General features: G+C 53.3%; 15 protein-coding genes. 10 read left to right on the plus strand and 5 right to left on the minus strand.

Annotation, left to right across the window (positions count from 1 at the left end):
* Positions 1-22 precede the first annotated feature (22 nt).
* The 3 genes from D4L85_RS28975 to nirB form a co-directional block, all read right to left on the minus strand.
* On the minus strand, positions 23-1,867 hold the full coding sequence (locus D4L85_RS28975; protein WP_119757623.1) for a sensor histidine kinase: 1,845 nt from the start codon (positions 1,865-1,867) through the stop codon (positions 23-25).
* 136 nt (positions 1,868-2,003) lie between these two features.
* Positions 2,004-2,384 (minus strand): nitrite reductase small subunit NirD, encoded by a 381-nt coding sequence (nirD, locus tag D4L85_RS28980; RefSeq protein ID WP_119757624.1) that lies wholly within the window; start codon positions 2,382-2,384, stop codon positions 2,004-2,006.
* A gap of 9 nt (positions 2,385-2,393) precedes the next feature.
* On the minus strand, positions 2,394-4,886 hold the full coding sequence (gene nirB, locus D4L85_RS28985) for a nitrite reductase large subunit NirB (protein WP_119757625.1): 2,493 nt from the start codon (positions 4,884-4,886) through the stop codon (positions 2,394-2,396).
* Between the two features lie 105 nt (positions 4,887-4,991).
* On the opposite strand from nirB, the gene cobA reads away from it, so the two are divergent.
* Complete coding sequence (gene cobA, locus D4L85_RS28990; protein WP_119757626.1) at positions 4,992-5,765, plus strand: uroporphyrinogen-III C-methyltransferase; 774 nt, start codon at positions 4,992-4,994, stop codon at positions 5,763-5,765.
* A 3-nt stretch (positions 5,766-5,768) separates the two neighbouring features.
* On the plus strand, positions 5,769-6,266 hold the full coding sequence (locus tag D4L85_RS28995; RefSeq protein ID WP_119757627.1) for a nitrate reductase associated protein: 498 nt from the start codon (positions 5,769-5,771) through the stop codon (positions 6,264-6,266).
* On the opposite strand, the gene D4L85_RS29000 is transcribed toward D4L85_RS28995, so the two are convergent.
* Positions 6,232-6,795: an NTP transferase domain-containing protein gene (locus D4L85_RS29000; RefSeq protein WP_160144072.1), complete on the minus strand. Its 564-nt coding sequence runs from the start codon at positions 6,793-6,795 to the stop codon at positions 6,232-6,234. The two genes, D4L85_RS28995 and D4L85_RS29000, sit on opposite strands and share 35 nt — an antisense overlap.
* A gap of 149 nt (positions 6,796-6,944) precedes the next feature.
* Between D4L85_RS29000 and D4L85_RS29005 the strand changes: the two genes are divergently transcribed.
* The 5 genes from D4L85_RS29005 to D4L85_RS29025 all read left to right on the plus strand — a co-directional run bounded on the left by D4L85_RS29005 (position 6,945) and on the right by D4L85_RS29025 (position 17,055).
* Positions 6,945-10,055, plus strand: coding sequence for an efflux RND transporter permease subunit (locus D4L85_RS29005; RefSeq protein ID WP_119757629.1), 3,111 nt, complete (start codon positions 6,945-6,947; stop codon positions 10,053-10,055).
* Between the two features lie 656 nt (positions 10,056-10,711).
* On the plus strand, positions 10,712-11,365 hold the full coding sequence (locus tag D4L85_RS29010; RefSeq protein WP_119757630.1) for a TetR/AcrR family transcriptional regulator: 654 nt from the start codon (positions 10,712-10,714) through the stop codon (positions 11,363-11,365).
* Positions 11,366-11,384: 19 nt separating this feature from the next.
* Entirely contained in the window at positions 11,385-12,731 is a 1,347-nt protein-coding gene (locus tag D4L85_RS29015) for a TolC family protein (RefSeq protein WP_119757631.1), read from the plus strand.
* 18 nt (positions 12,732-12,749) lie between these two features.
* On the plus strand, positions 12,750-13,880 hold the full coding sequence (locus D4L85_RS29020) for an efflux RND transporter periplasmic adaptor subunit (protein ID WP_119757632.1): 1,131 nt from the start codon (positions 12,750-12,752) through the stop codon (positions 13,878-13,880).
* Positions 13,881-13,905: 25 nt separating this feature from the next.
* Positions 13,906-17,055: an efflux RND transporter permease subunit gene (locus tag D4L85_RS29025; RefSeq protein WP_119757633.1), complete on the plus strand. Its 3,150-nt coding sequence runs from the start codon at positions 13,906-13,908 to the stop codon at positions 17,053-17,055.
* Positions 17,056-17,164: 109 nt separating this feature from the next.
* Here D4L85_RS29025 and D4L85_RS29030 read toward each other — a convergent pair whose 3' ends face one another.
* Entirely contained in the window at positions 17,165-18,115 is a 951-nt protein-coding gene (locus D4L85_RS29030; protein WP_119757634.1) for an aldo/keto reductase, read from the minus strand.
* Positions 18,116-18,309: 194 nt separating this feature from the next.
* Here D4L85_RS29030 and D4L85_RS29035 point away from each other — a divergent pair, with 194 nt between their 5' ends.
* From D4L85_RS29035 to D4L85_RS29045, 3 genes are all read left to right on the plus strand, one after another.
* Positions 18,310-19,398, plus strand: coding sequence for a phytase (locus D4L85_RS29035; RefSeq protein WP_119757635.1), 1,089 nt, complete (start codon positions 18,310-18,312; stop codon positions 19,396-19,398).
* 225 nt (positions 19,399-19,623) lie between these two features.
* The gene (locus tag D4L85_RS29040; RefSeq protein WP_119757636.1) at positions 19,624-20,205 is read left to right on the plus strand and encodes a hypothetical protein; all 582 of its coding nucleotides are present in this window, start codon (positions 19,624-19,626) and stop codon (positions 20,203-20,205) included.
* Positions 20,206-20,590: 385 nt separating this feature from the next.
* Entirely contained in the window at positions 20,591-21,556 is a 966-nt protein-coding gene (locus D4L85_RS29045; protein WP_119757637.1) for a DUF2931 family protein, read from the plus strand.
* Positions 21,557-21,747 lie beyond the last annotated feature (191 nt).

The raw sequence follows: 21,747 nt of genomic DNA on the forward strand, positions 1-21,747 counted from the left end.
GTTGTTCTTTACTGTTTAAAACTTATTCTTCTTGTAACACAGCGTTCTGCACCGGCACGGTCAAGGCCACCGTTGTGCCCTGACCCGGGGCGGATTGAATGTCGAGTTTTCCATTGATGTACTCGGTGCGCTCATACATATTGAAAAACCCTCTCCCCGATTCAATGTTCATGCTGCGTGCTTCCACAATGCGCGCGTCAAAACCTTTGCCTTCATCTTTCACCACGATGAGCAACTGTTGCTCGTTGTGCTGCAACACCACTTCGATGGTGTCGGCGCCGGAGTATTTAATGGCGTTGTTGATGGCCTCCTGGATGATGCGGAAGATGTTGTTCTCCACCTTCTGGGGCAGACGCTCCATTTCGCCCGTCGTTTTATAGACCAGCTTGATATCGGTGAGCTTCGCGATCTCGTGGATAAACACTTTCAGCGCCGCTTGCAGGCCATAGTCGCCCAGCACTGTGGGCTTGAGGTTGAACGTGACGCGCCGCACTTCTTTGATCACGTCCTTGATGAGGTGGTCGGCATCGGCGATCTTCTGGCTGGCGGTCTTCCCTTCTTTGACATCGATGGATTCGATCTGGTATTTGAGCGACGTAAGCATTTGCCCGATGCCGTCGTGAATGTCCATCGCGATGCGCTTGCGCTCTTCCTCCTGTCCTTCGAGGATCAACACCGACCGGAACTTTTGCTGGTTGATGGTCTTCTCGATCTCGGCGCGGTTCTTCCGGTTCATGCGTTGTTCGGCCAGCTTGCGGTCGGTCATGTCGCTTCCCAGCACCATCAGTTCTTCTACATTTCCTTGCATGCCGAGCACGGGTTGAATGACCAGGGCCACCCAACATTCCCGCGTCGCCCCCTGGAAGCGCAGCTCTCCGTGCCACGCGCTTCCCTCCGAGACCAGGTCCACTACTTCGTCCATCCAATCGCCGGCGAGCGCCATGCCCTGAAAGAGGTCGCTGAGGCGGTGTGCGTGATCGACGGCCGGTTGTCCCACCAAGAGCGTGAACGCCTCCGAAACAAAGGTCACGTTCCCGCCGTGGTCGGCCTTGGCATAGAGACGCGGATTCTCCACGGGTTCGTGGATCGTCGAAAGTTGTTCATAGGATTTTTCCAGCGAAGCATACAACGCGCCCACTTCCGTGAGCAGCTTGCGCGAATTCTTTTCCGATGCCCTCAACTTGTTCACCGTGCGGCTCACCTGCCGGGCCGTGGGCCGGAAGATGAACAACACCTCGAGCGTGATCACAAACAAGGACACAAACAAGAGCAGATATTCCATGCGCCGCAGCGAGTCGATCTTTTGGCCGGCCTCCTTTGCGTATTGCCGCACCAATACATCCATGCCGGAAAGAAAACGGCCTTCTTGATTTAGGATGATCTGTATATCGTTGTCGAGCGCCGACAAACTTGTCAACGGGTCGGTCGCTAAAAGCGCGCTGATGCGGGTGGCGCTTTCGTAAAGTTTGGTGAAGGGATCATAGATCTCTTTGAACAAGCCGGTCACGGTCGGGCTATTGTTGCCGGGAAGGTGCAGACTGTCGTTGCCTTCCTGGAGTCCTTCCTGGGAGATCTTCCAAAGATGCGCGGCTTCCTGCAAGTTGACGCGAAGGGTGTTTCGTTCCTTTTCGGTTTGGTCAGCTTTTAGGAGCAACACCGTTTTGGCGATCTTCTGGCTCAGCATGCGCTGCTTGCCGGCCACGTTCACCACCTGCGAGTCGCTCAGTTGATCGTGCAAATGCTGCTGGATCAACACCTGTCCCACAATCGAAATAATGGCAATAGCACTCAACGCCAGGATATACCACGTACCCAGGCGGCTGAATTTTATCCTCGAATTGGCCCCAGACTGAAGATTTAAGTGCATATACGTAGCAATTTACGCAAAATCTAGTCGCTATTTACTTAGCTGTACATACTAATAAATAAAGTGCCGCCCTGTCCTGAGGCGGCACTACCCCTAACGGATATTAACCTAAACCAAATAAAAACCTAACGATACTCTATCGGGCGAATCCTATGTAAACAAAACCATCCTCCACCTTCACGGGAAAGACGGCGAGTTTTTCTTCTGTGGCATTGATGCATTCGCCGTTGCGCAGCGAAAATGTTTTCTTGTGAAAGGGACACGCCACCTTGGGCTCTTCCCCGGCCGAACCGATCATGCCCCGCGACAACACCATCTGCATCTTATGCGGGCAGAGGTTCTGACAGGCATACCATTCGTTGCGTCTTGAAAAATTGAAGACGGCAATTTGCTGGTCCTTGTATTTCACGCAGGCCCCTCCATTCTCCGGGAAGTCGATCGTGCGGGCGGCTTTATACCATACTTTGATGTCGCTTTCGGTGGTGGCCAGCGAGCGGATGTCGTTCAGTATTTCCATTCGTTCTTTTTATTTTTTATTCCAGTCGGGCGGGCATTTCTGTCCGCGCATTTCCACGAACGACAGCGTGCTGTCGGTGCTGTCTTCGTTGATAAAGTGTTTGAATTGGGCGCGCAAGGCAGGATCTTCCACCACCTTTTTCCATTCGCAGGCATAGTTGGCGATGAGTTCGGCCATTTCTTTTTCCAGTGCTTCGCCGATGCCGAGGCTGTCGTTCACGATCACGTCGCGCAGGTATTCAAGACCGCCTTCCATTTTGTTGAGCCAGGTGGCCGTGCGGGTGAGCGGGTCGGCGGTGCGGATGTAGAACATGAGGAAGCGGTCCACCAATTTCACGCAAGTGTCGGTGTCCACGTCGGTCACCAGCAGCTTGGCGTGTTGGGGGCGCGATCCGCCGTTGCCACACACATAGAGGTTCCAGCCTTTCTCGGTGGCGATGATGCCAAAGTCTTTCGATTGTGCCTCGGCACATTCCCGGATACATCCCGACACAGCGCCTTTCAATTTATGCGGGGCACGCAATCCCTTGTAACGGTCTTCGATGAAGATGGCGAACGACACGGAGTCTTGCACCCCATAGCGGCACCACGTCGAGCCTACGCAACTTTTGATGGTGCGCAAGGCCTTGCCATAGGCATGGCCGCTTTCAAAACCTTCGTCGATCAGTTCTTCCCAGATCTCAGGCAACTGGTCCACGCGGGCACCAAACATGTCGATGCGCTGGCCGCCGGTGATCTTGGTGTAGAGTCCATATTTTTCGGCGATGCGCCCAATGGCCATCAGCTTCTGTGGCGTGATCTCGCCCCCGGCAATGCGCGGCACTACCGAATAGGTACCCCCGCGTTGAATGTTCGCCAGGAACCTGTCGTTGGTGTCCTGGATGGTTGCCTGCGACACGATGAGTTCGTTCCACACGCTGGCCAGCACCGAGGCCACCAGCGGCTTGCACACTTCGCAGCCATCGCCTTTGCCATGACTGTCCAGCAGGGCGTCGTAAGTTTTTATATTTTTTATCTTGACGATATCGTAAAGTTCCTGGCGCGTGTAGTCGAAGTGTTCGCAGATGGATTTTTTCACCGTATGTCCCAGCGATTCCAGGGTGATCTTGAGGATGTCGTTCACCATCGGTGTGCAACCGCCGCAGCCGGTGCAGGCTTTGGTCGAGCGCTTGAGGTCGTCGAGGGTCTTCACACCCTTTTCGGTGATCTGGAACACGAGGTCACCTTTCGTGATGTTTTCGCAGGCACAGATCTGGGCTGAGTCGGGCAGGTTCTTCACCCCCGCGCCCTCTTCGCCTTTGCCCGGCGCTCCAATGATCAGTGACTCGGGCTGTGCCGGCAGTGGCATCTTGTTGGCGGCCATCTGGTGAAACAGGTTGTATTGCTTGGCGTCGCCTACGAGGATGCCGCCCAACAGGTGTTTTCCATCGGCAGAAATGTTGATGCGCTTATACACCCCGTTGTGTTTGTCCTGGAAGGCAATGGGAATGCATCCCGGTGTTTCCCCCAGGGCATCGCCAAAGCTGCCCACATCCACCCCCATCAGCTTGAGCTTGGTCGACATGTCGAAGCCCTGGAACGTTTTGGAGAAATCGCCGGCGATCTGACGCACCACGATGTCGGCCATTTCATAGCCTGGGGCCACCAAGCCATAGACCATGTTGCTGTGGACGGCCACTTCGCCGATGGCAAAAATATTTTCGTCGTTGGTTTGCAAAAAGTCATTCACCACTACGCCACCGCGCGGGTGCACCTCGAGGCCACACCCTTTTGCCACTTCGTCGCGGGGACGGATACCGGCCGAGATCACCAGCATTTCGATGGGGAGAAACGAGCCGTCCACAAATTCAAGACCGTCCAGCTTGCCGTTACCGGCGATCTCCTTGGTACTCTTATTCAGGTGAACCACAATGCCGAGTTGTGAGAGCTTGTGTTGTAAGATAACCGAACCTTGCTCGTCGAGTTGCCGGGGCATCAGACGCGGGGCGAACTCCACGATGTGCGTCTCCAATCCCAGGTCCACCAGTGCTTTGCCGGCTTCAAGACCCAACAGTCCTCCTCCCAACACGGCGGCGCGGCTCACTTTCTTTCCGTAGTCAATGATCTGGTTCAGGTCTTCAATGGTGCGATACACAAACACGCCGTCGCGCTCCACGCCTTTCACGTTGGGCACGAAGGGACTGGACCCTGTGGCCAGCACCAGGTAATCATAGCGATCGGTCTTGCCCGTGTGCGTGGTGATCGTTTTTTGTTGCCGGTCTATTTCCGTTACCAGCTCGCCGGTGTGCAATACAATATGGTGTTCTTCATACCACGACGCCGGCGCCATCAAAAGGTCTTCGGCCGTTTTGCCGGAGAAAAAGCTGCTGAGGTGCACCCGGTCATAGGCCGGCCTCGGCTCCTCTCCATAGACGATCACTTCGGCGGCCACCCCTTGCTTACGTAGTTTTTCACAAAACTTGTAGCCGACCATTCCATTCCCTACGACGATGATACGTTTCATTGCAAACGATTTAAGTAATAAATGGACAAATATTACGTAATAATACGTATTTATAGACATGCTTTACAAATATTTTACGTATTATTACGTAAATATTTTAAACCTATGGTCAAGGAAAGAAAGGTGATCATTATGGGAGCCGGCCCTGGCGATCCGGACCTGATCTCTGTTAAAGGCGTGAAAGCCCTGCAACAAGCCGATGTCGTTTTATACGATGCTCTGGTGGCGCCTGAGCTATTGCAATACGCTGCACCCCAGTGCAAGCGTGTGTTTGTCGGGAAGCGAAAAGGCAAAAAGGAATTTTCACAAGACGAGATCAACCAACTCATTGTCTTTTATGCCATCCGCCACACGTGCGTCGTACGATTAAAAGGTGGAGATCCCTTTGTGTTTGGCAGAGGGCATGAAGAGCTGGCCTATGTCACGCGGCGTGGGCTGACGGCCGAGATCATCCCCGGCATCTCCAGCGCCTTGGCTGCGCCAGCGTCGGTGGGCATTCCCCTCACCAAGCGCGGTGTGAATGAAAGTTTTTGGGTGGTCACGGGCACCTTGTCTTCGGGGGAGATCGGCCATGACCTTTTCCTGGCGGCGCAATCATCGGCCACGGTGGTCGTGCTGATGGGCATGTCGCAACTGCCGGAGATCGCTGCGCTCATCAGCAAGGAGCGTTCACCCGATGAGCCCATGGCCATCATTCAAAATGCCACCACCCTAAGTGAAAAAAGTATTACCGCCTGTGCCTCGACCATTGTAGCGGAAGCCGCACTTCAAGAGATTGGAACACCTGCCGTGATCGTGATCGGCAAAGTAGTGGCCGAACGTTTGCCACAGGTAACATCATTTGTTTCTGTACACGCTGTAAAACCCTTAACACGCTAAACCATGACCGCGCTCGCCATCGAATATTTCAAGTTTGAAGAAGATTTCGTCGAAGACAACGTCCGGTGCATCCCCATGATCGTCCGTTTCAAGCTCGACGCTTGCGGGGTGAAGTTAAAGCTGGCGGAGTGGAGCAAGTTTTCACCCGAAGAACGGGAAGCGCTTGCTGTGGCGCCTTGTCACTCCGAAGAACAAACCGATCGCTATCGCAGCTACCTGCAACACCTCATCTGGTGGCGCACCGGCAACAAAGCCACGCCCATCGCCATCGGCGAAAATCCACCGTGGTCAGTACTGTCGTCGATACCGGAACTGCTCGCAAAAAAACTTTATGAATGTGGTCATGCGCTTTCGCTGGCGCAGTGGCAAGGGCTCAGCACGCTGCAGCGTTTTGCTTTGTTGAAGCTGAGCAGTTCAGGTCACGAGCACAAGAACCTCGCGAAAGCCCTGCAGGAATTCAACCTGGTTAGAGACCCGGTGGCAGTTGGTGCGGATAATTGATATTTTCAAAAAGGGTCAGATCCTCCACCACGATATGCTTCACTTTGGGTGAACGCAAAAAAGACCGCGGGCTGATGTTTCCTTCCTGCGCATTTTCCAACAAAAGGGAGAACGCCGCGGGCTCCCAAAGACTGAGCAGCGGTTCGGGGGCATTTTCTTGTGGGTTAAGAAAACAGGTGGCCAAACGGTTTGGGTCGCGCTGTGAAAGCAGGGTTTGGAGGGCCCGGGAGGTCACGTTGGGCATATCGACGGCCACGACCAGCCAGGCTTTGTCCGGGTGCAGGGCGAAGGCGCTGAGAATGCCGTTGACGGGTCCGCCAAAATCATAGCGATCGGGCAGCGGATTCAGGTGTTTGGGAATTTCCTGCTCTTTGCGACAAGAAGTAAATACGTTGTCGCAACACTCCGATAACAAATCGAATACGTATTCGCGTTGTGGCTTACCCCCATGGTAGGCGATCAGGGATTTGTCTTTCCCCATGCGCGTGCTTTTGCCGCCAGAGAGAACCAGGCCGTTGGGGATGTTCATGGTGTTAATAAACGCATGTTCTTCTTCTCCTGCAAGTCCGGGGCCCGTCCGAATACGTTGCCGCGCCGCGGAATCCGGCCACGTCATAACACTCCTTTCATATAAAAATCCCCGTTTTTTAGGCCTCGCCGTTGTACCTTCGCCTTACGATGAATATTTCTGAGCTCAGCTTGAAGCGGCCTGTGCTGGCCGTGGTGATGAACGTGATCATTGTGATCTTTGGCGCCATCGGGTTTTCATTCCTGGGCGTAAGGGACTACCCTGCCATCGATCCACCCAACATCAGCGTCCGCACCTCTTATTCGGGCGCGAACGCCGATATTATCGAATCCCAGATCACCGAGCCCCTCGAGAAATCCATCAACGGCATCGCCGGCATCAAGAACATCTCCTCCAATTCCAGCCAGGGCGTCAGCAGCATCAACATCGAGTTCAATCTCGGCGTTGACCTCGAGGCAGCGGCCAACGACGTGCGCGACAAAGTTTCGCAGGCCATGCGCCAGCTGCCGCAAGATTTGGATGCACCACCCGAAGTATCGAAGGCAGATGCCGGTTCGGATTATATTATCTCGGTCTCGGTTCAGAGCAACGCGCGCAATCAACTCGAGCTCACGGAGTACGCCACAAACATCCTCATGGAACGGTTTCAAACCATTCCGGGTGTGAGCTACGTTCGCATCTTGGGTGAAAAGAAATACGCCATGCGAATCTGGCTTGATCCCAGTAAACTCACGGCTTACAGCCTTACCCCACTGGACGTGCTGGACGCGTTGAACAAAGAGAACGTGGAACTGCCCTCGGGAAAAATTGCGGGCGACGCCACGGAACTTACCGTGCGCACCTTCGGCCGCTTGTTTACTGAAGACGACTTCAACAACGTACGCATCAAGACCGGGCCCGCCGGCTCCATTCGCTTGCGCGATGTAGGCAGCGCTGTGTTAGGACCTGAAAACGAAGAGATCATGCTCAAAGGCCGGCTGGTGCCCATGATCGGCGTAGCCCTCATCCCCCTGCCCGGTTCGAATTATGTAGAGATCGCCGACGAATTTTACAAGCGCCTGGATAAGATCAAAAAAGAAGTTCCCGATGACATTACGCTGACGATCGCCACCGATCAAACGATCTTCATCACACGCTCTATACACGAAGTACAGGAGACACTCATCCTATCCTTCCTGCTGGTCGTGCTGATCGTTTTCTTATTCTTTAGAGATTTCATCATCGCCATACGTCCGCTGATCGATATCCCCGTGTCACTCATTGCCACTTTTTTTATTATGTACGTGGCGGGCTTTTCCATCAACGTACTCACCATGCTGGGCATCGTATTGGCCACGGGATTGGTAGTGGACGACGGGATTGTGGTGACGGAGAATATTTACAAGAAGCTTGAAGGCGGCATGAACAAGTTCAAGGCGGCCCGCGAAGGATCGAAGGAAATTTATTTTGCCGTCATCTCCACGTCCATCACCCTGGCCGTGGTGTTTCTGCCCATCATCTTCATGCAGGGCTTTGTCGGACGTTTGTTCAGGGAGTTCGGCTTTGTGGTGGCCGGCGCCGTGTTGATCTCTTGCTTTGTGTCGCTGACGTTGACCCCCGTGCTCAGTGTGAAGCTGACGCGCGATCACCGGAAAAAAACCAGGTTCTACACGCTGACCGAACCGCTTTTCAACGGCATGGAGAACGGCTACCGCCGATCGCTCGCCGCCTTCATGAAAGTTCGTTGGGTAGGCATCGTGATCATCCTCCTCTGCGTAGTCGGGTCCTACTTTATGATCAAAGTGTTGCCTTCGGAGCTGGCGCCCCTGGAAGACCGCAATCAATTTCGGATGACGGTTTCGGCGCCGGAAGGTATGTCGTTCGAATACATGGACAAGTACATCGACGGCCTGACGGAATTTGTCATGGACTCCGTCCCCGAAGCAAACATCGTTTACTCCATGGCGGGCAGTGCAGGCGGAGGAAGTACCGGCGGGGTCAATAGCGGATTTGTACGCACATTTCTGAACGACCCCAACGAGCGCCAGCGTTCGCAGCAAGACGTTGTGAACATGATCAACCGAAATCTTTATCGGTTTCCGGCGGGCAAGGCATTTGTCGCACAGGAGCAAACCATTTCCACGAACCGCCGCGCCGGCCAACCGGTGCAGTTCGTGATCCAAAACAATAACTTTGAAAAGCTGACGGCCGCCCTGCCCAAATTCCTGGAGGCCGCCGGCAACAATCCCACGCTGCTGGGCGTGGATACGGATCTCAAATTTAACAAGCCCGAACTCCGCATCGTCATCAACCGCCTCAAAGCCACCGAACTCGGGGTGAGCGTGGCCGACATTTCGGAGACACTACGGTTGGCCTATAGCAACCTGCGCTTTGGCTACTTCACCAAAGACGGCAAGCAATACCAGGTGATTGGCCAGGTGGACCGCATCAACCGCGACGAACCCGACGACCTCAAGGCCCTCTTTGTCCGCACCACCTCGGGCGATCTCATCTCGCTCGATAACGTGGTCACCATCGAAGAATCCACCACACCCCCGGCCCTCTATCACTTCAACCGCTATCGCTCCGCCACCATCTCGTCTGGCCTGGCCCCGGGCAAAACCATCGGCGACGGCGTGAAAGCGATGCAGGAAATCGCCACCACCGTGTTGGACGACAGCTTCACCACCTCGCTCAGCGGCTCGTCGCGCGACTACGCCGAAAGCTCGAGCAACACGGCCTTTGCCTTTGTGCTGGCCTTGGTGCTCATCTATCTCTTGCTGGCTGCCCAATTTGAAAGTTATATCGATCCGTTTGTGATCATGCTCACGGTGCCCCTGGCCATGACCGGAGCCTTCCTGGCCCTGCTCCTCTTCGGACAAACCATCAACATCTTCTCGGAGATCGGCATCATCATGCTCATCGGCCTGGTCACCAAAAACGGGATCCTCATTGTGGAATTCGCCAACCAAAAACGCGAAGAAGGCATGAACAAACTCGAGGCCGTGATCGAGGCCTCCAAGCTAAGGCTCCGTCCCATCCTAATGACAAGCCTCGCCATGGCGTTGGGGTCTTTGCCGCTCGCATTATCCTTGGGTGCTGCGTCAAGCAGTCGTGTGCCGTTGGGGTTGGTGATTGTCGGTGGGGTGATCTTCTCATTGATCCTCACCCTGTTTGTCATCCCCGCGATGTATTCCTTCCTGGCGCGAAAGAAACGCCATCATGACGCTGAGGAGGAGGACGAGGTGATCGTTGAGAAGGATTTGGTGTATGAGGATTGAGCGTGTCGTTGTGACGCCGTCGCGTCGTTGTTGTGACGCCGTTGTCGCCGTTGTTGGTGTTCTTCACCAACAACATCATTCGACATCACGCCACGTTAACCGGTGACACGATTTCGTTGGGATTACCTAAACCAGCATCATTCCATATCCACTTTGCACGGTTGTTGGCGTTCCGCCAATGACCTTCATTCAGCATCCCCCGATCATCAATAACACATTCCACAACATACCCCCTCCAAAAACACAACTTCCGCATTTCTTGTTAACACCGGGCGGCCATTCCAACTATTTTTCCTGGGGACCACACCGAAAGAAGTTGTTGGTGGGACACCAACAACGGGGGTCGGCGTAATCGGAATGGGGATTTGTATGATTGGTGGGGCTAATTATAAATAGCAATTGACCAAGAGGGATCGGCAAATCAGTCGTCCTGTTCATGGGGGGGTGCACACCGAATGGGTTGTTGGTGAAGAACACCAACAACGGCGCACAACGGCCGGCAACGGTGGACAATGGCGGGTAAATCAGCAAACGTGTGCATATGCCTTTGGAGCCTTATAAATCGCCTTTCAAAAAAATAGTTGGGGTTTGGGGGTGGAAACGGGAACGGAATGGCCCGGGTTTCGTTTAACAATTTTGTTAAACATAAAAGATAAGTGAGCACAATTGCCGAAGCCCAGACGGAGGCCGTGATCAAGGAAAAAGCCAAGACCCTGTTCTTTCAGAAGGGCTTTTTGAACGCGACCACCCAGGAGATTGCCGACGAGGCCGGCGTTAACCGGGCCCTCATACACTATTATTTCCGTTCGCGCGACCAATTGATGGATACGCTGCTGGAAGAGGCTGTCAACGAAAAGCGGGAGCGCGCGCGTGCCGTGCTGTCGTCGGCGCTGCCTTTCCGGGAGAAGATCAGTTTGTTTATTGATATCGTAGTGGAATACGGATTGAAATACCCCTACCTGGAGAACTTCATCATCACCGAAACGGCGCGTAACCCCGAGAAGGTGAAGGTGTTGTGCCAGACGAAGATCAGGTCCAGCGACCTGATCCGGAAAGACCTGGAAGAGGAGATCGCCCAGGGCAGGTTGCTCCCCATCACGGCCGAGCACTTCGTCATTAACCTGATCTCCCTGTGTAACTATCCGTTGTTAGCCAAAACCGTTTTGCAGAACATGCACGGTATGAGCGACACCGCTTATCGAAAATTTCTGCTAGACCGGAAAGAAATTATCTATCACGCCATATTTCATGAACCTCTGCCCCGCATCACCCGTAAAGAAGAACATCCTCATCCTAAACCCGCTAAATAAAAGAAAGACGCAATCCCATATGTACCACCCAACGCAAACAAAACGAAATCTAATCCATTGGCTCCTGGCGCCGGTCTTGCTCCTCACCGTGGTGGCGAGGGCTCAGCAACAGCCTCCCCAGGACAGCCTCTTGCAAAACCCCACCCTCGACAAGGTGGTGGAATATGCACTCACGCATCAACCACAGGTGCAGCAAGCTTTGGCCGATCAGGAGATCACCGACCGGATCATCCAGGGCAAACTGGCCGATTGGTATCCCCAACTGAATTTTGCGGCAAACTACCAGCGGAACATCGATCTGCAAACCAGTGTCATCGGTGGCAACCCGATCAAATTTGGTGTCAACAACACCTCGTCGCTGCAATTCACCGGCACGCAGACCATCTTCAACCGCGACGTGCTGCTGGCCCGGAGCACCGCATCCAAGGTGAGGATCCAGGCCAGTCAGAACACCAGCGCCAACAAGATCGACGTCGTCGTCAATGTCACCAAGGCGTTCTATGATGTACTGGCCACTTCCCAGCAGATCCGCGTAGGCCAAGAAGACATCATCCGTCTGCAACGCAGCCTCAAGGATGCCACAGCACAATACAACGCCGGCGTAGCGGACAAGACCGACTACAAACGCGCCACTATCCTGCTGGCCAACGCCAAGGCTACGCTGAAAACCAACCAGGAAATGCTGGTCTATAAACAAGAGCTGTTGAAGACACTCATGGGCTACCCGGTGAAGGGAGGGCTTGAAATTGCCTACGACACGCTTCAGATGGAACGCGAGATCGACCTGGACACCACGCAGACCCTCTCCTACGCCAGCCACATCGACTATAAATTGATGATCACGCAACGCGAGTTGCAGGAGGCCAACGTGAAATACGCCTGGTGGGGCTTCATCCCTTCGCTGAATGCTTTTGGTGCCTACTTCCTGAACTACCAAAACAACAACTTCGGTGAGCTCTACAATCAGCGGTATCCCAACTCCTATGTGGGTGCCACGTTTTCCTTCCCTATTTTCCAGGGCATGAAGCGCGTGGCCAAAATACAGGAACAGCGGTGGACGTTGCGCAAGCTGGATTGGACGGTAAAGAATCTCGAGAGCAATCTCAGCACGGAATATACCCGTTCGCTTGCGGCCTACAAGAGCAACCTGGCAGCCTATCTCGCCTTGAAAGACAATGTGGAACTCGCCCGCGAGGTCTACGACGTCATTCAACTCCAATATAAAAGCGGCATCCGCGCCTACCTCGACGTAACGGTGGCCGAAACCGATCTGCGCACGGCGCGCATCAACTATTTCAACGCGCTGTACCAGGTGCTGGCCAGCAAGATTGACGTACAAAGAGCTTTAGGACAAATCAACTATTAATTCAAATCTTCTTCTCATATGTTATTGAACGCATTACAACGCTATACAATGCTCGGCCTCTTGCTGGTGGCTGCGGCCTGTAGTAAGAAAAATCAGCAAGGCCCCCAAGGGCCACCGCCCGTCAACGTGGTGATCAAAAATTCCAGTACGACGGACGCGGTGTACTATGAAGAATATCCCGCGGTGGTTCGCGCCCTCAACGAAACGGAACTGCGAGCGCAGGTAAACGGCTACATCACGGCCATCCATTTCACCGAAGGCTCGAAAGTGCGCAAGGGCCAGAAACTTTATTCCATCGATCAGCAACAGTATGAAGCTACCTACGAACAGGCGCAAGCCAATCTCAAAGTGCAGGAGGCCAACCTCGAGAAAGCACAAAAAGACGTGGAGCGCTATCGCGAACTGAACAAGAGCGACGCCATCGCCAAACAACAAGTGGACTATGCCGAGGCCACCTATGCCGCGGCACAACGCCAGGTGGATGCCGCCAAGGCTGCCGTGCGCAGTGTGCAAACCAATGTGCGCTACTCCACCATTGCCGCACCGTTCGATGGCACCATTGGGCTCTCCAACGTGCGTCTGGGCGCAGCCGTCTCCGCCGGTCAAACATTGCTGAACACGATCTCGTCCGATGACCCCATCGCCGTTGACATCGTTGTAGATCAAAGAGAGATCCTCCGTTTCACACAGCTTTTTGCCAGAAAGGGTGTAAAGGGCGATTCCACTTTCCGCCTCGCGGTGGGAACAGCGTTGTATCCGGAACCCGGACACATCAGCGTCATCGATCGCGCCGTGGATTCTCAAACCGGCTCCATCAAAATGCGTCTGGTGTTCCCCAACCACGACCACCTGCTCCGGTCTGGGATGAGCGCCACCCTGCGCGTGCTGGCCTCGTCGGCCAAGTCCATTATCATTCCTTACAAGGCTGTGACTGAACAACTCGGTGAGTTCTTTGTCTATGTGCTGGCCGACAGCAACAAGGTGACACAGCGCAAAGTCGTGTTGGGCACGCAAGTGGGCAAAGACATTGTCATCAAAAGCGGTCTGAACGAGAACGAGTCCGTCGTGGTGGAAGGTGTTCAGAACCTGCGCGAAGGATCGGTGGTGAACACCGCGCCCCCGGCTGCCGCTGCGGCCAAAACAAAATGACCCTTATAACCTTACTGAAGAATCCATGATAGCAGATGTATTTATAAAAAGACCCGTCACCGCCATCGTCATATCGGTCGTGATCGTCTTGGTGGGCCTCATTGCCATGAGCACGCTGCCCATTTCGCAATACCCCGACATCACGCCGCCCACCGTGTCCATCACGGGCATCTACACCGGCGCCGACGCACAAACGGTGGAACAGACCACCACTACGGCCATCGAGACGCAGGTGAACGGAACCCCGGGCATGATGTATATGTCCAGCAACAGCACGGGCAGTGGACAAAGTGCCATTACCGTGACGTTCGATATCGGCACCAACATCGACATCGCGACACTCGACGTGCAAAACCGCGTGAGCGTAGCCGAACCGACGTTACCCGAACTGGTGCGCCGCCTCGGTGTCACGGTGCGGAAACGCAATCCCAGCATCTTTTTGGTGCTCGCGCTCTATTCGCCTAACGGCACGCACGATGCCACCTTCATCGGCAACTTCGCCAACATTTATTTGAAGGATGCCTTGCTGCGCGTGAAAGGTGTCGGCGACATCGTATCGCTCGGCGACGACTTCGGTATGCGCATCTGGCTGAACCCCGAAAAGCTCGCCAGCCTCAACATGACCCCGGCCGAAGTAACGGCCGCGCTAACCGAACAAAACCTGCAGATCGCTGCAGGCTCCGTGGGTGGCAACCCCCAGCGCAATGTCCAGGCCTTCGAATACAACGTGCTGACGAATAGCCGCATCAACAAGCGGGAAGACTTCGAGAACATCGTGGTGCGCACCAATCCCGCGCAAGGCAACCTGGTCTATCTCAAAGATGTGGCACGCGTCGAGCTGGCCAAGTTCAACTACGGCAACAACCCTTTTGTAGAAGGCAAACGCGGCGCCTTCATGCTGCTGTATCTGGCCCCCGGCGCCAATGCACTCACCACCAACGAAGGCGTTATGTCTGTGTTGGGTGAATTGAAAAAGAATTTTCCGAAGGACATCGACTACCTTATTCCGCTGGAAACCACCTCTGTGGTTCAGGTATCCATCGAAGAAGTGATCACCACCCTGCTGGAAGCGCTCACGCTGGTGATCATCGTGGTGTTCCTCTTCCTGCAGAACTGGCGCGCCACACTCATTCCCGTGTTGGCCATCCCCGTTTCGCTGATCGGTACATTCATCTTTTTTATACCGCTGGGCTTCACGATCAACACGCTCACCTTGTTTGCCTTCGTGCTGGCCATCGGTATCGTGGTGGACGACGCCATTGTGGTGGTCGAGGCCATACAACACAACATGGATCATGAGAAGCTTTCGCCGAAGGATGCTACCGTGAAAGCCATGAAAGACATTTCTGGTCCGGTAATCGCCATTGCGCTTATTCTCGCCGCGGTGTTTGTGCCGGTAGGCTTTGTGCCCGGCATCGTGGGCAAGCTCTATCAGCAATTCGCCATCACCATTGCCGTATCGGTGATCATCTCTGCCTTCGTAGCCTTGTCGCTCACGCCGGCATTGTCGATGCTCATGCTGAGACCGGCCAAGAAAGAAGAAGAGAAAAACTTCCTCGACCATTTCTTCGACCGCTTCAACAACGGGTTCAACAAACTGTCGCATTCCTACACCCGCGGTGTGAATTCCTGGATCAAGCGCACACCCTATGTCATCGTTATGATGATCTGCCTGTTCGCCGGTCTTTACATCTTGTTTAAAAACAAGCCGACGGGTTTCATTCCGACAGAAGACGAAAAGCGCGTCATGGTGACCTACGAATTGCCGGAAGGAACTTCCACCACGCGCAGCATCGAGCTCATGCAGGAGATCCAAAAGCGCATCCGCAGTCTCCCCGCCGTGAAAGTGGTGGGTGGTCTGGCCGGCTTGAACATTCTCACCTTCTCCAACAAATCGAACGCGGGCACCGTGTTCGTGAACCTGAAGCACTGGGATGAGCGCGATCCAAAAACAGAAAGCGTTCCCGCCGTGATGGCCGAGATCCAGCGGCGCACCGCCGACATCAAGGAAGCGCGGATCCTCGCCATTTCGCCGCCAGCCATTCCGGGGTTAGGTCAGTCGTCAGGTTTCACGTTCGAGTTGCAGCAAACCACCAGCACCGATGACATTCGTAAATTCGAAGCCACGATGCGTCAATTCCTTGGCGCCCTCAACCAGCGCCCCGAGATTGCCGTGGCCTACTCGTTCTTCACCGCCCGCACACCGGGCTACCAGGTGGACATCGATAAGGAACGCGCCAAAAAACTCGGCGTAAACGTGGCAGAAGCTTACAACACGCTATCCACCTTGTTGGGAAGTGCTTACGTGAACGACTTCAACATCTACGGCCGGAACTTCCGCGTCGTGGCCCAAGCCGACACGCTCTTCCGCCGGAACATCGACGACATTGGCAACTACCGCGTTCGAAACAGCGCCGGGGGCATGGTGCCGCTCAGCGCCATCATTACCTCAAAAGTGATTGAAACGCCTGCGAACATCACGCACTTCAACTTGTATCGCACCGCCGAGATCATGGGAGCTGCCAAACCCGGCTACAGCAGTGGGCAGGCCATCGAAGCCCTGCGTGAAGTGGCCGCCCAAGTTCTGCCCGCCGGCTACAGCTACGAATTCTCGGGCATGAGCCGCGAAGAGATCAAGGCCGGCAGCAGCACAGGCATCATCTTCGCCATCTCCATCGTGTTTGTGTTCCTCTTCCTGGCCGCACTCTACGAAAGCTGGTCGGTGCCGTTCTCGGTATTATTTGCCGTGCCCATCGGTGCCTTCGGGTCCATCCTAACCCTCACGTTGTTGCCCAACCTCACCAACAACATCTATGCACAGATCGGGTTGATCACGCTCATTGGATTGGCCGCGAAAAACGCCATCCTAATCGTGGAATTTGCGAAGGAACGTGTTGACCGTGGCATGGACATCGTTGCCGCGACGTTGGAGGCGGTGCAGCTGCGTTTGCGTCCGATCATCATGACTTCGCTGGCCTTCATCCTCGGGGTGTTACCGCTGGCTTTCTCGTCGGGTGCCGGCGCCGAAGCCCGTAAGACCATTGGTTGGACGGTAGCGGGTGGTATGCTTGCGGCCAGTTCGCTCGCTATCTTCGTGGTCCCGGTGTTGTTCGTGTTCATCACGAAGATCGCTTTCCGCAGAAGAGAAAAGCGAGCTGCTTTGGAAGCGTCTTAAGCAACACAATCTCTACGCGCACAATCGTTGCGTAGTCTTTATAATCTTCAATAAAAAAATCCCGGAGCGTATACTTCGGGATTTTTTGTTTCATGGTGTTTGTCAACGCTCACCAGGCACTGGCTTTATTCAGCGTGGTGATAGCGTCGGCGCTCAGTTTGATTTCTGTTGCTTTGATCAACGCATCGAGTTGTTCGAGACTGGTGGCGCTGGCGATCGGTGCAGTCACCGACGGGCGCGCTATGAGCCACGCCAGCGCAATGCTGGCCTGGGTTGTATGGTATTCGGTGGCTAGTTCGTCAAGAGCTTTCAGAATGTTGAGGCCGCGGGGGTTCAGGTATTTGGCCATGCCACGACCGCGGGTGCTTTTCGCGAAGTCGTCTTCTGAGCGGTATTTACCCGTCAGAAATCCCGCTGCCAATGAATAGTAATTGATCACGCCCAACCCCTGCTTCTGGCAGAGCGGCTCGAGCTCTTTTTCAAAAACCTCCCGGGCATAGAGATTGTATTCCGGCTGATACGTTTCATAACGCGGATAGCCATGCCGCTGGCTGGCGTCCAGGGCGGCTTGCAACCGCGCGGCCGTAAAGTTGGATGCGCCAATGGCCCGCACCTTTCCTTCCTTCACCAGCTGTGCATACGCTTCCAGCGTTTCTTCGACGGGTGTCTCCACAACGTCCCAGTGGGTTTGATAAAGATCGATATGATCGGTCTGCAAACGGCGCAACGAATTTTCAACGGCTTGCAGGATGTGTGCTTTCGAAATATCTTTTTTTCCCTGGCCCATATCACCACCAGCCTTCGTGGCCACCACGACCTGCGCGCGGTTGCCGCGCTTCTTCATCCAATTCCCAATAATGGTTTCCGATTCGCCGCCCGAGTTGCCGGGCTTCCAACGCGAGTAGACGTCGGCCGTATCGATAAAATTGAATCCGGCGCCCACAAATGCATCGAGCAGTTGAAAGGACGTTGCTTCGTCCAGTGTCCAGCCGAAAACATTTCCGCCAAAGGTCAAGGGCGTCACCGCTATCCCGGATTTACCTAATGTTCGTTTTTGCATGTCTTTTTGGAATTATAAAGTTCAAGGTAGAAAAAAGGTTTGGGGCACAAAACCAGTTGCCGGCCATCCTAAATTAACCCGCAAAAAATGATCGTGCCCCTTGATAACTTAAAAAAATAATGGTCAATTGTAACAGATTCCCTCACCATAGCCCAAGCGGCAAATGAAAAAGGGACCTTAACAGCACCCCCGTCATGATAAACCGTTTGCTCCCCGCCCTGGCCTGCACCCTGCTCCTCGCCTGTGGTCAACAAAAACACACGGCCGAAATTGCTACCGACGCCATCAGGCCCCCCGTCGTCACCGACAACGTGCTGTACACCGCCACCACACCCGCCCTGTGGATAAACCCGGTCAACCCCGAACAAAGCCTCATCCTGGGCACCGACAGCGACGCGAACGGGGGACTCTATGCATTCGGCCTGGAGGGAAAGAAGCAGAAGGATCGTTGCGTCATTCCTATGAAGCAACCGCATAGCGTCGCCGTAGCTTACGGCTTTGCCCTCGGCGACTCCACCCTCGACATCGCTGTCGTCACCGAAGCCACCACGCAACGTCTACGCGCATTTCGCCTTCCTGCTATGAAACCCATTGACGGTGGCGGCATCGCCGTCTTCGAAGGTGAAACCGGCGAAGGCTTCCGTGACCCCGGCGCTTTGGCATTATACAAACAACCCAATACCGGAAAACTGTATGCCTTCGTCGCCCGTAAAAATGGACCGACCGACGGCAGCTTCGTGTGGCAATATTTACTCGAAAACAAATCCGGTGCGCTCGCCGCGTCGGTCGTTAGAAAGTTTGGGACGTATAGCGGCAAGAAAGGTGTACCCGGCATCGTCGTGGATGCCACGTTAGGCTACGTCTACTACTCCGACGCTGGCACGGGCGTAAGGAAATACTACGCTGATCCCGAAAAAGGCAACGACGAACTTGCTTTGTTTGCCAACACCGGCTTCACCGAAAACCAAAGCGGGTTGGCCATCTATCCGGCCACGGACAACACCGGCTACATTCTCGTCAGCGATCAACAAGCTAACCGCCTCCAGATCTTTTCCCGCGAAGGCACCGCCGGCAACCCGCATCAACACACGCTGATCAAGACCGTGAACATCGCAACACTGGAAAGTACCGGCTCTACGGTTTCGACTGCAGCATTGAATCCTACATTTCAGTCGGGTCTATTTGCCACGGGGTCGCTGGACAGGACGTTTCATTTGTACCGGTGGGAGGATATTGCGGGGAAGGACTTGAAGGTGGTGAAGGATTCCGTTGCGCTGCAATGATCTGAAAATCCCATTGCTAAAAAAGGGAACTTGCTCCCACCACCAAATGCCACGAGCAAATCTATAGTGGAAACCTAAAATATTTCCATCACCATTGACGGCGCTCCTGGGTCGAGGATGGAATGTGGAAAATTCACAAGAAGATAATATGGGTGAGGGATCTTCTTGCTTCTATATTTCTATTTTAGTCTTTCTTAGGAATTTTTGACGGTCAATTACACCAGAATGCGCTTCAGACAAAGGAGTTTAATGACAAGTATGGTCTTTTTAGTGGCCGCAACAGCATGTCAAAACAGAGTTTATCTTTCAGACCAGGAAAAACTATGGAACCCTTACCGTGTAGGCCAAAAATTAGTATTTCATTCGACGGGAGATCGTTACGACACGCTGGAGATAATACAAGTCGATAATAGTGCATTTTCCGATGGGATCGGAGCCAGAGGCAACGAAAGATTAAAAGTTGTAACACAACATCGCTTGAAGGATTCAAACCGGCTGCACGAATTACTCTTTCTATACATCACTGCTCCCTGGAAGGAGGATCCCAGTGCCATTGATTTTAATTTTTTTCTTCCGGATAGAAGTTTTATGGGCCGGAATTATTCGATAGCCGAGCTTGAAGGATATAGAGAGATCGCTTTAGAAACCCCTCAAGGAACTTTTCATGATGTTATCGCCATTGAAGACAACAGTCACCCTTTAAAAAAACAGGGTATCAAAGTTATTTTTTGGAGTAAGTCAGCGGGCTACGTTCGATTCGAACAATATGATGGAACCGTCGGCGAATTGGTTGATCTTATTAAATAATTTTTCACAAGTTCGTTTTTTCTCATTCTATTTTTCCGTTCATTAATTTCTGACAGCTCTCAACCATACCGCTTACGCCGAAAATTTCCTTCTCCCGACGCAGTCACGGTGATTCAATAGACCAAAGCGTTCTGATTTTCAGACATGGCTTATCCATCACATCCAAAAAAGTCATTCTCCAAAAAATTGTCGAAATAAAAACTAGAAATCACAACAATAAATCTTATAATTACTTAGCCTTCTGCGTCGAGTATTTTGCAAAAAACCTCAACTATGAAGGCATCAAGATTCCCACCCAACTGGCCTTCCATTCCAACGCCAGGGCTATTTACGAATAGCCCGCAGAGATTTCCTCTTTCAAGCCGCGCAAACCATCTTCTTTTCTATGGAACAGCCAATCGAACAATATCGCTGGGTCAATGCCGTAGTGACGGCCAAAGGTTATCCCGCCGAAGTGCATTCCGGATACCTGGCCGCTAACAAAAATCTTCTGGCAGCCCTCCCCAAAACAGGCATCATAAACAATGGGTGGAACAATCCGGGAACCTCCCTGCTCTCCAGCGGCGCCGGCATTCCATCCGAGCTCTTCATCACATGGCTATCCTATGTGGAAAAGAAATTCTGGAAGTTGGAAGCCACCCTGGACACCGATTGGATTGGGCGACTCTTTAGCCGAAAGTTTGTCAATCTCGGCCCCACGAACAACCCACTTCCTCCTGAAAGCTATAATCGTATCGTCGTGGCCGTGGCCCCCGGAGGGGCGGTATCCGTTTTTATAAGAGGCGCTCTCCGATGTGTTGAAGTAGGGCATTACCAGGCTGTGGAAACTTCTGTGGACGTGAATGACTTTTACGACAACCCCTTCCGCGACAACCAAGAACAGTTTTTTACCCGTTGGTATGACCACGTTGTGCCGGCCGAAACAAAGGCGTATCTAACAACGCACCACATTCCTTACGCACATTGGAGTCTATTCCGGAAATTATACAACTACAGATTTGTCTTGCAGTTCTACAAAATGGACAATGAAACCCAACGCCACTGTCTCTATCTAAACGCGGAAGAGGAACAAATCCCAGGTGGCGCACTAAACAGTTATGCCGTCCGGCCTCTGCCCTGGAAAATAGATTTTGCATTTACGAAGATGAAGCGATGGGTAGAAGCCGAATTCGACCCCACCGAATTGTTGGAAGTTTTTCACGAGATCGATAAAGAAGGGCCGGGACATATGCCCATCGATATCATCGGTGATCATCAGATGAAGTTCAGTGCGCTTTATGACGAAAAGATCTTTCCGCTGAACAACGTAAAAATTGGGCTGTGGCTTATCAATCGATTCAGACCCTATTGAAAAATAAAGCTGAGTATGAATTGCATCTTGGTCTTAAAAAAAAATAAAATATCATTCACTGCAAATTCTTTTCAGTCGCCCGTGGCATCTTGCATCTGATGGTTGTTACCGTCGCTATATTTTTATTCTAAGGGCTGCCAAGAAATTGGCAGCCTTTTTATTTCGATAACCCAATTCGTGGGAACGGCGAC

The sequence above is a fragment of the Chryseolinea soli genome (assembly GCF_003589925.1).
Lineage (GTDB): Bacteria > Bacteroidota > Bacteroidia > Cytophagales > Cyclobacteriaceae > Chryseolinea > Chryseolinea soli.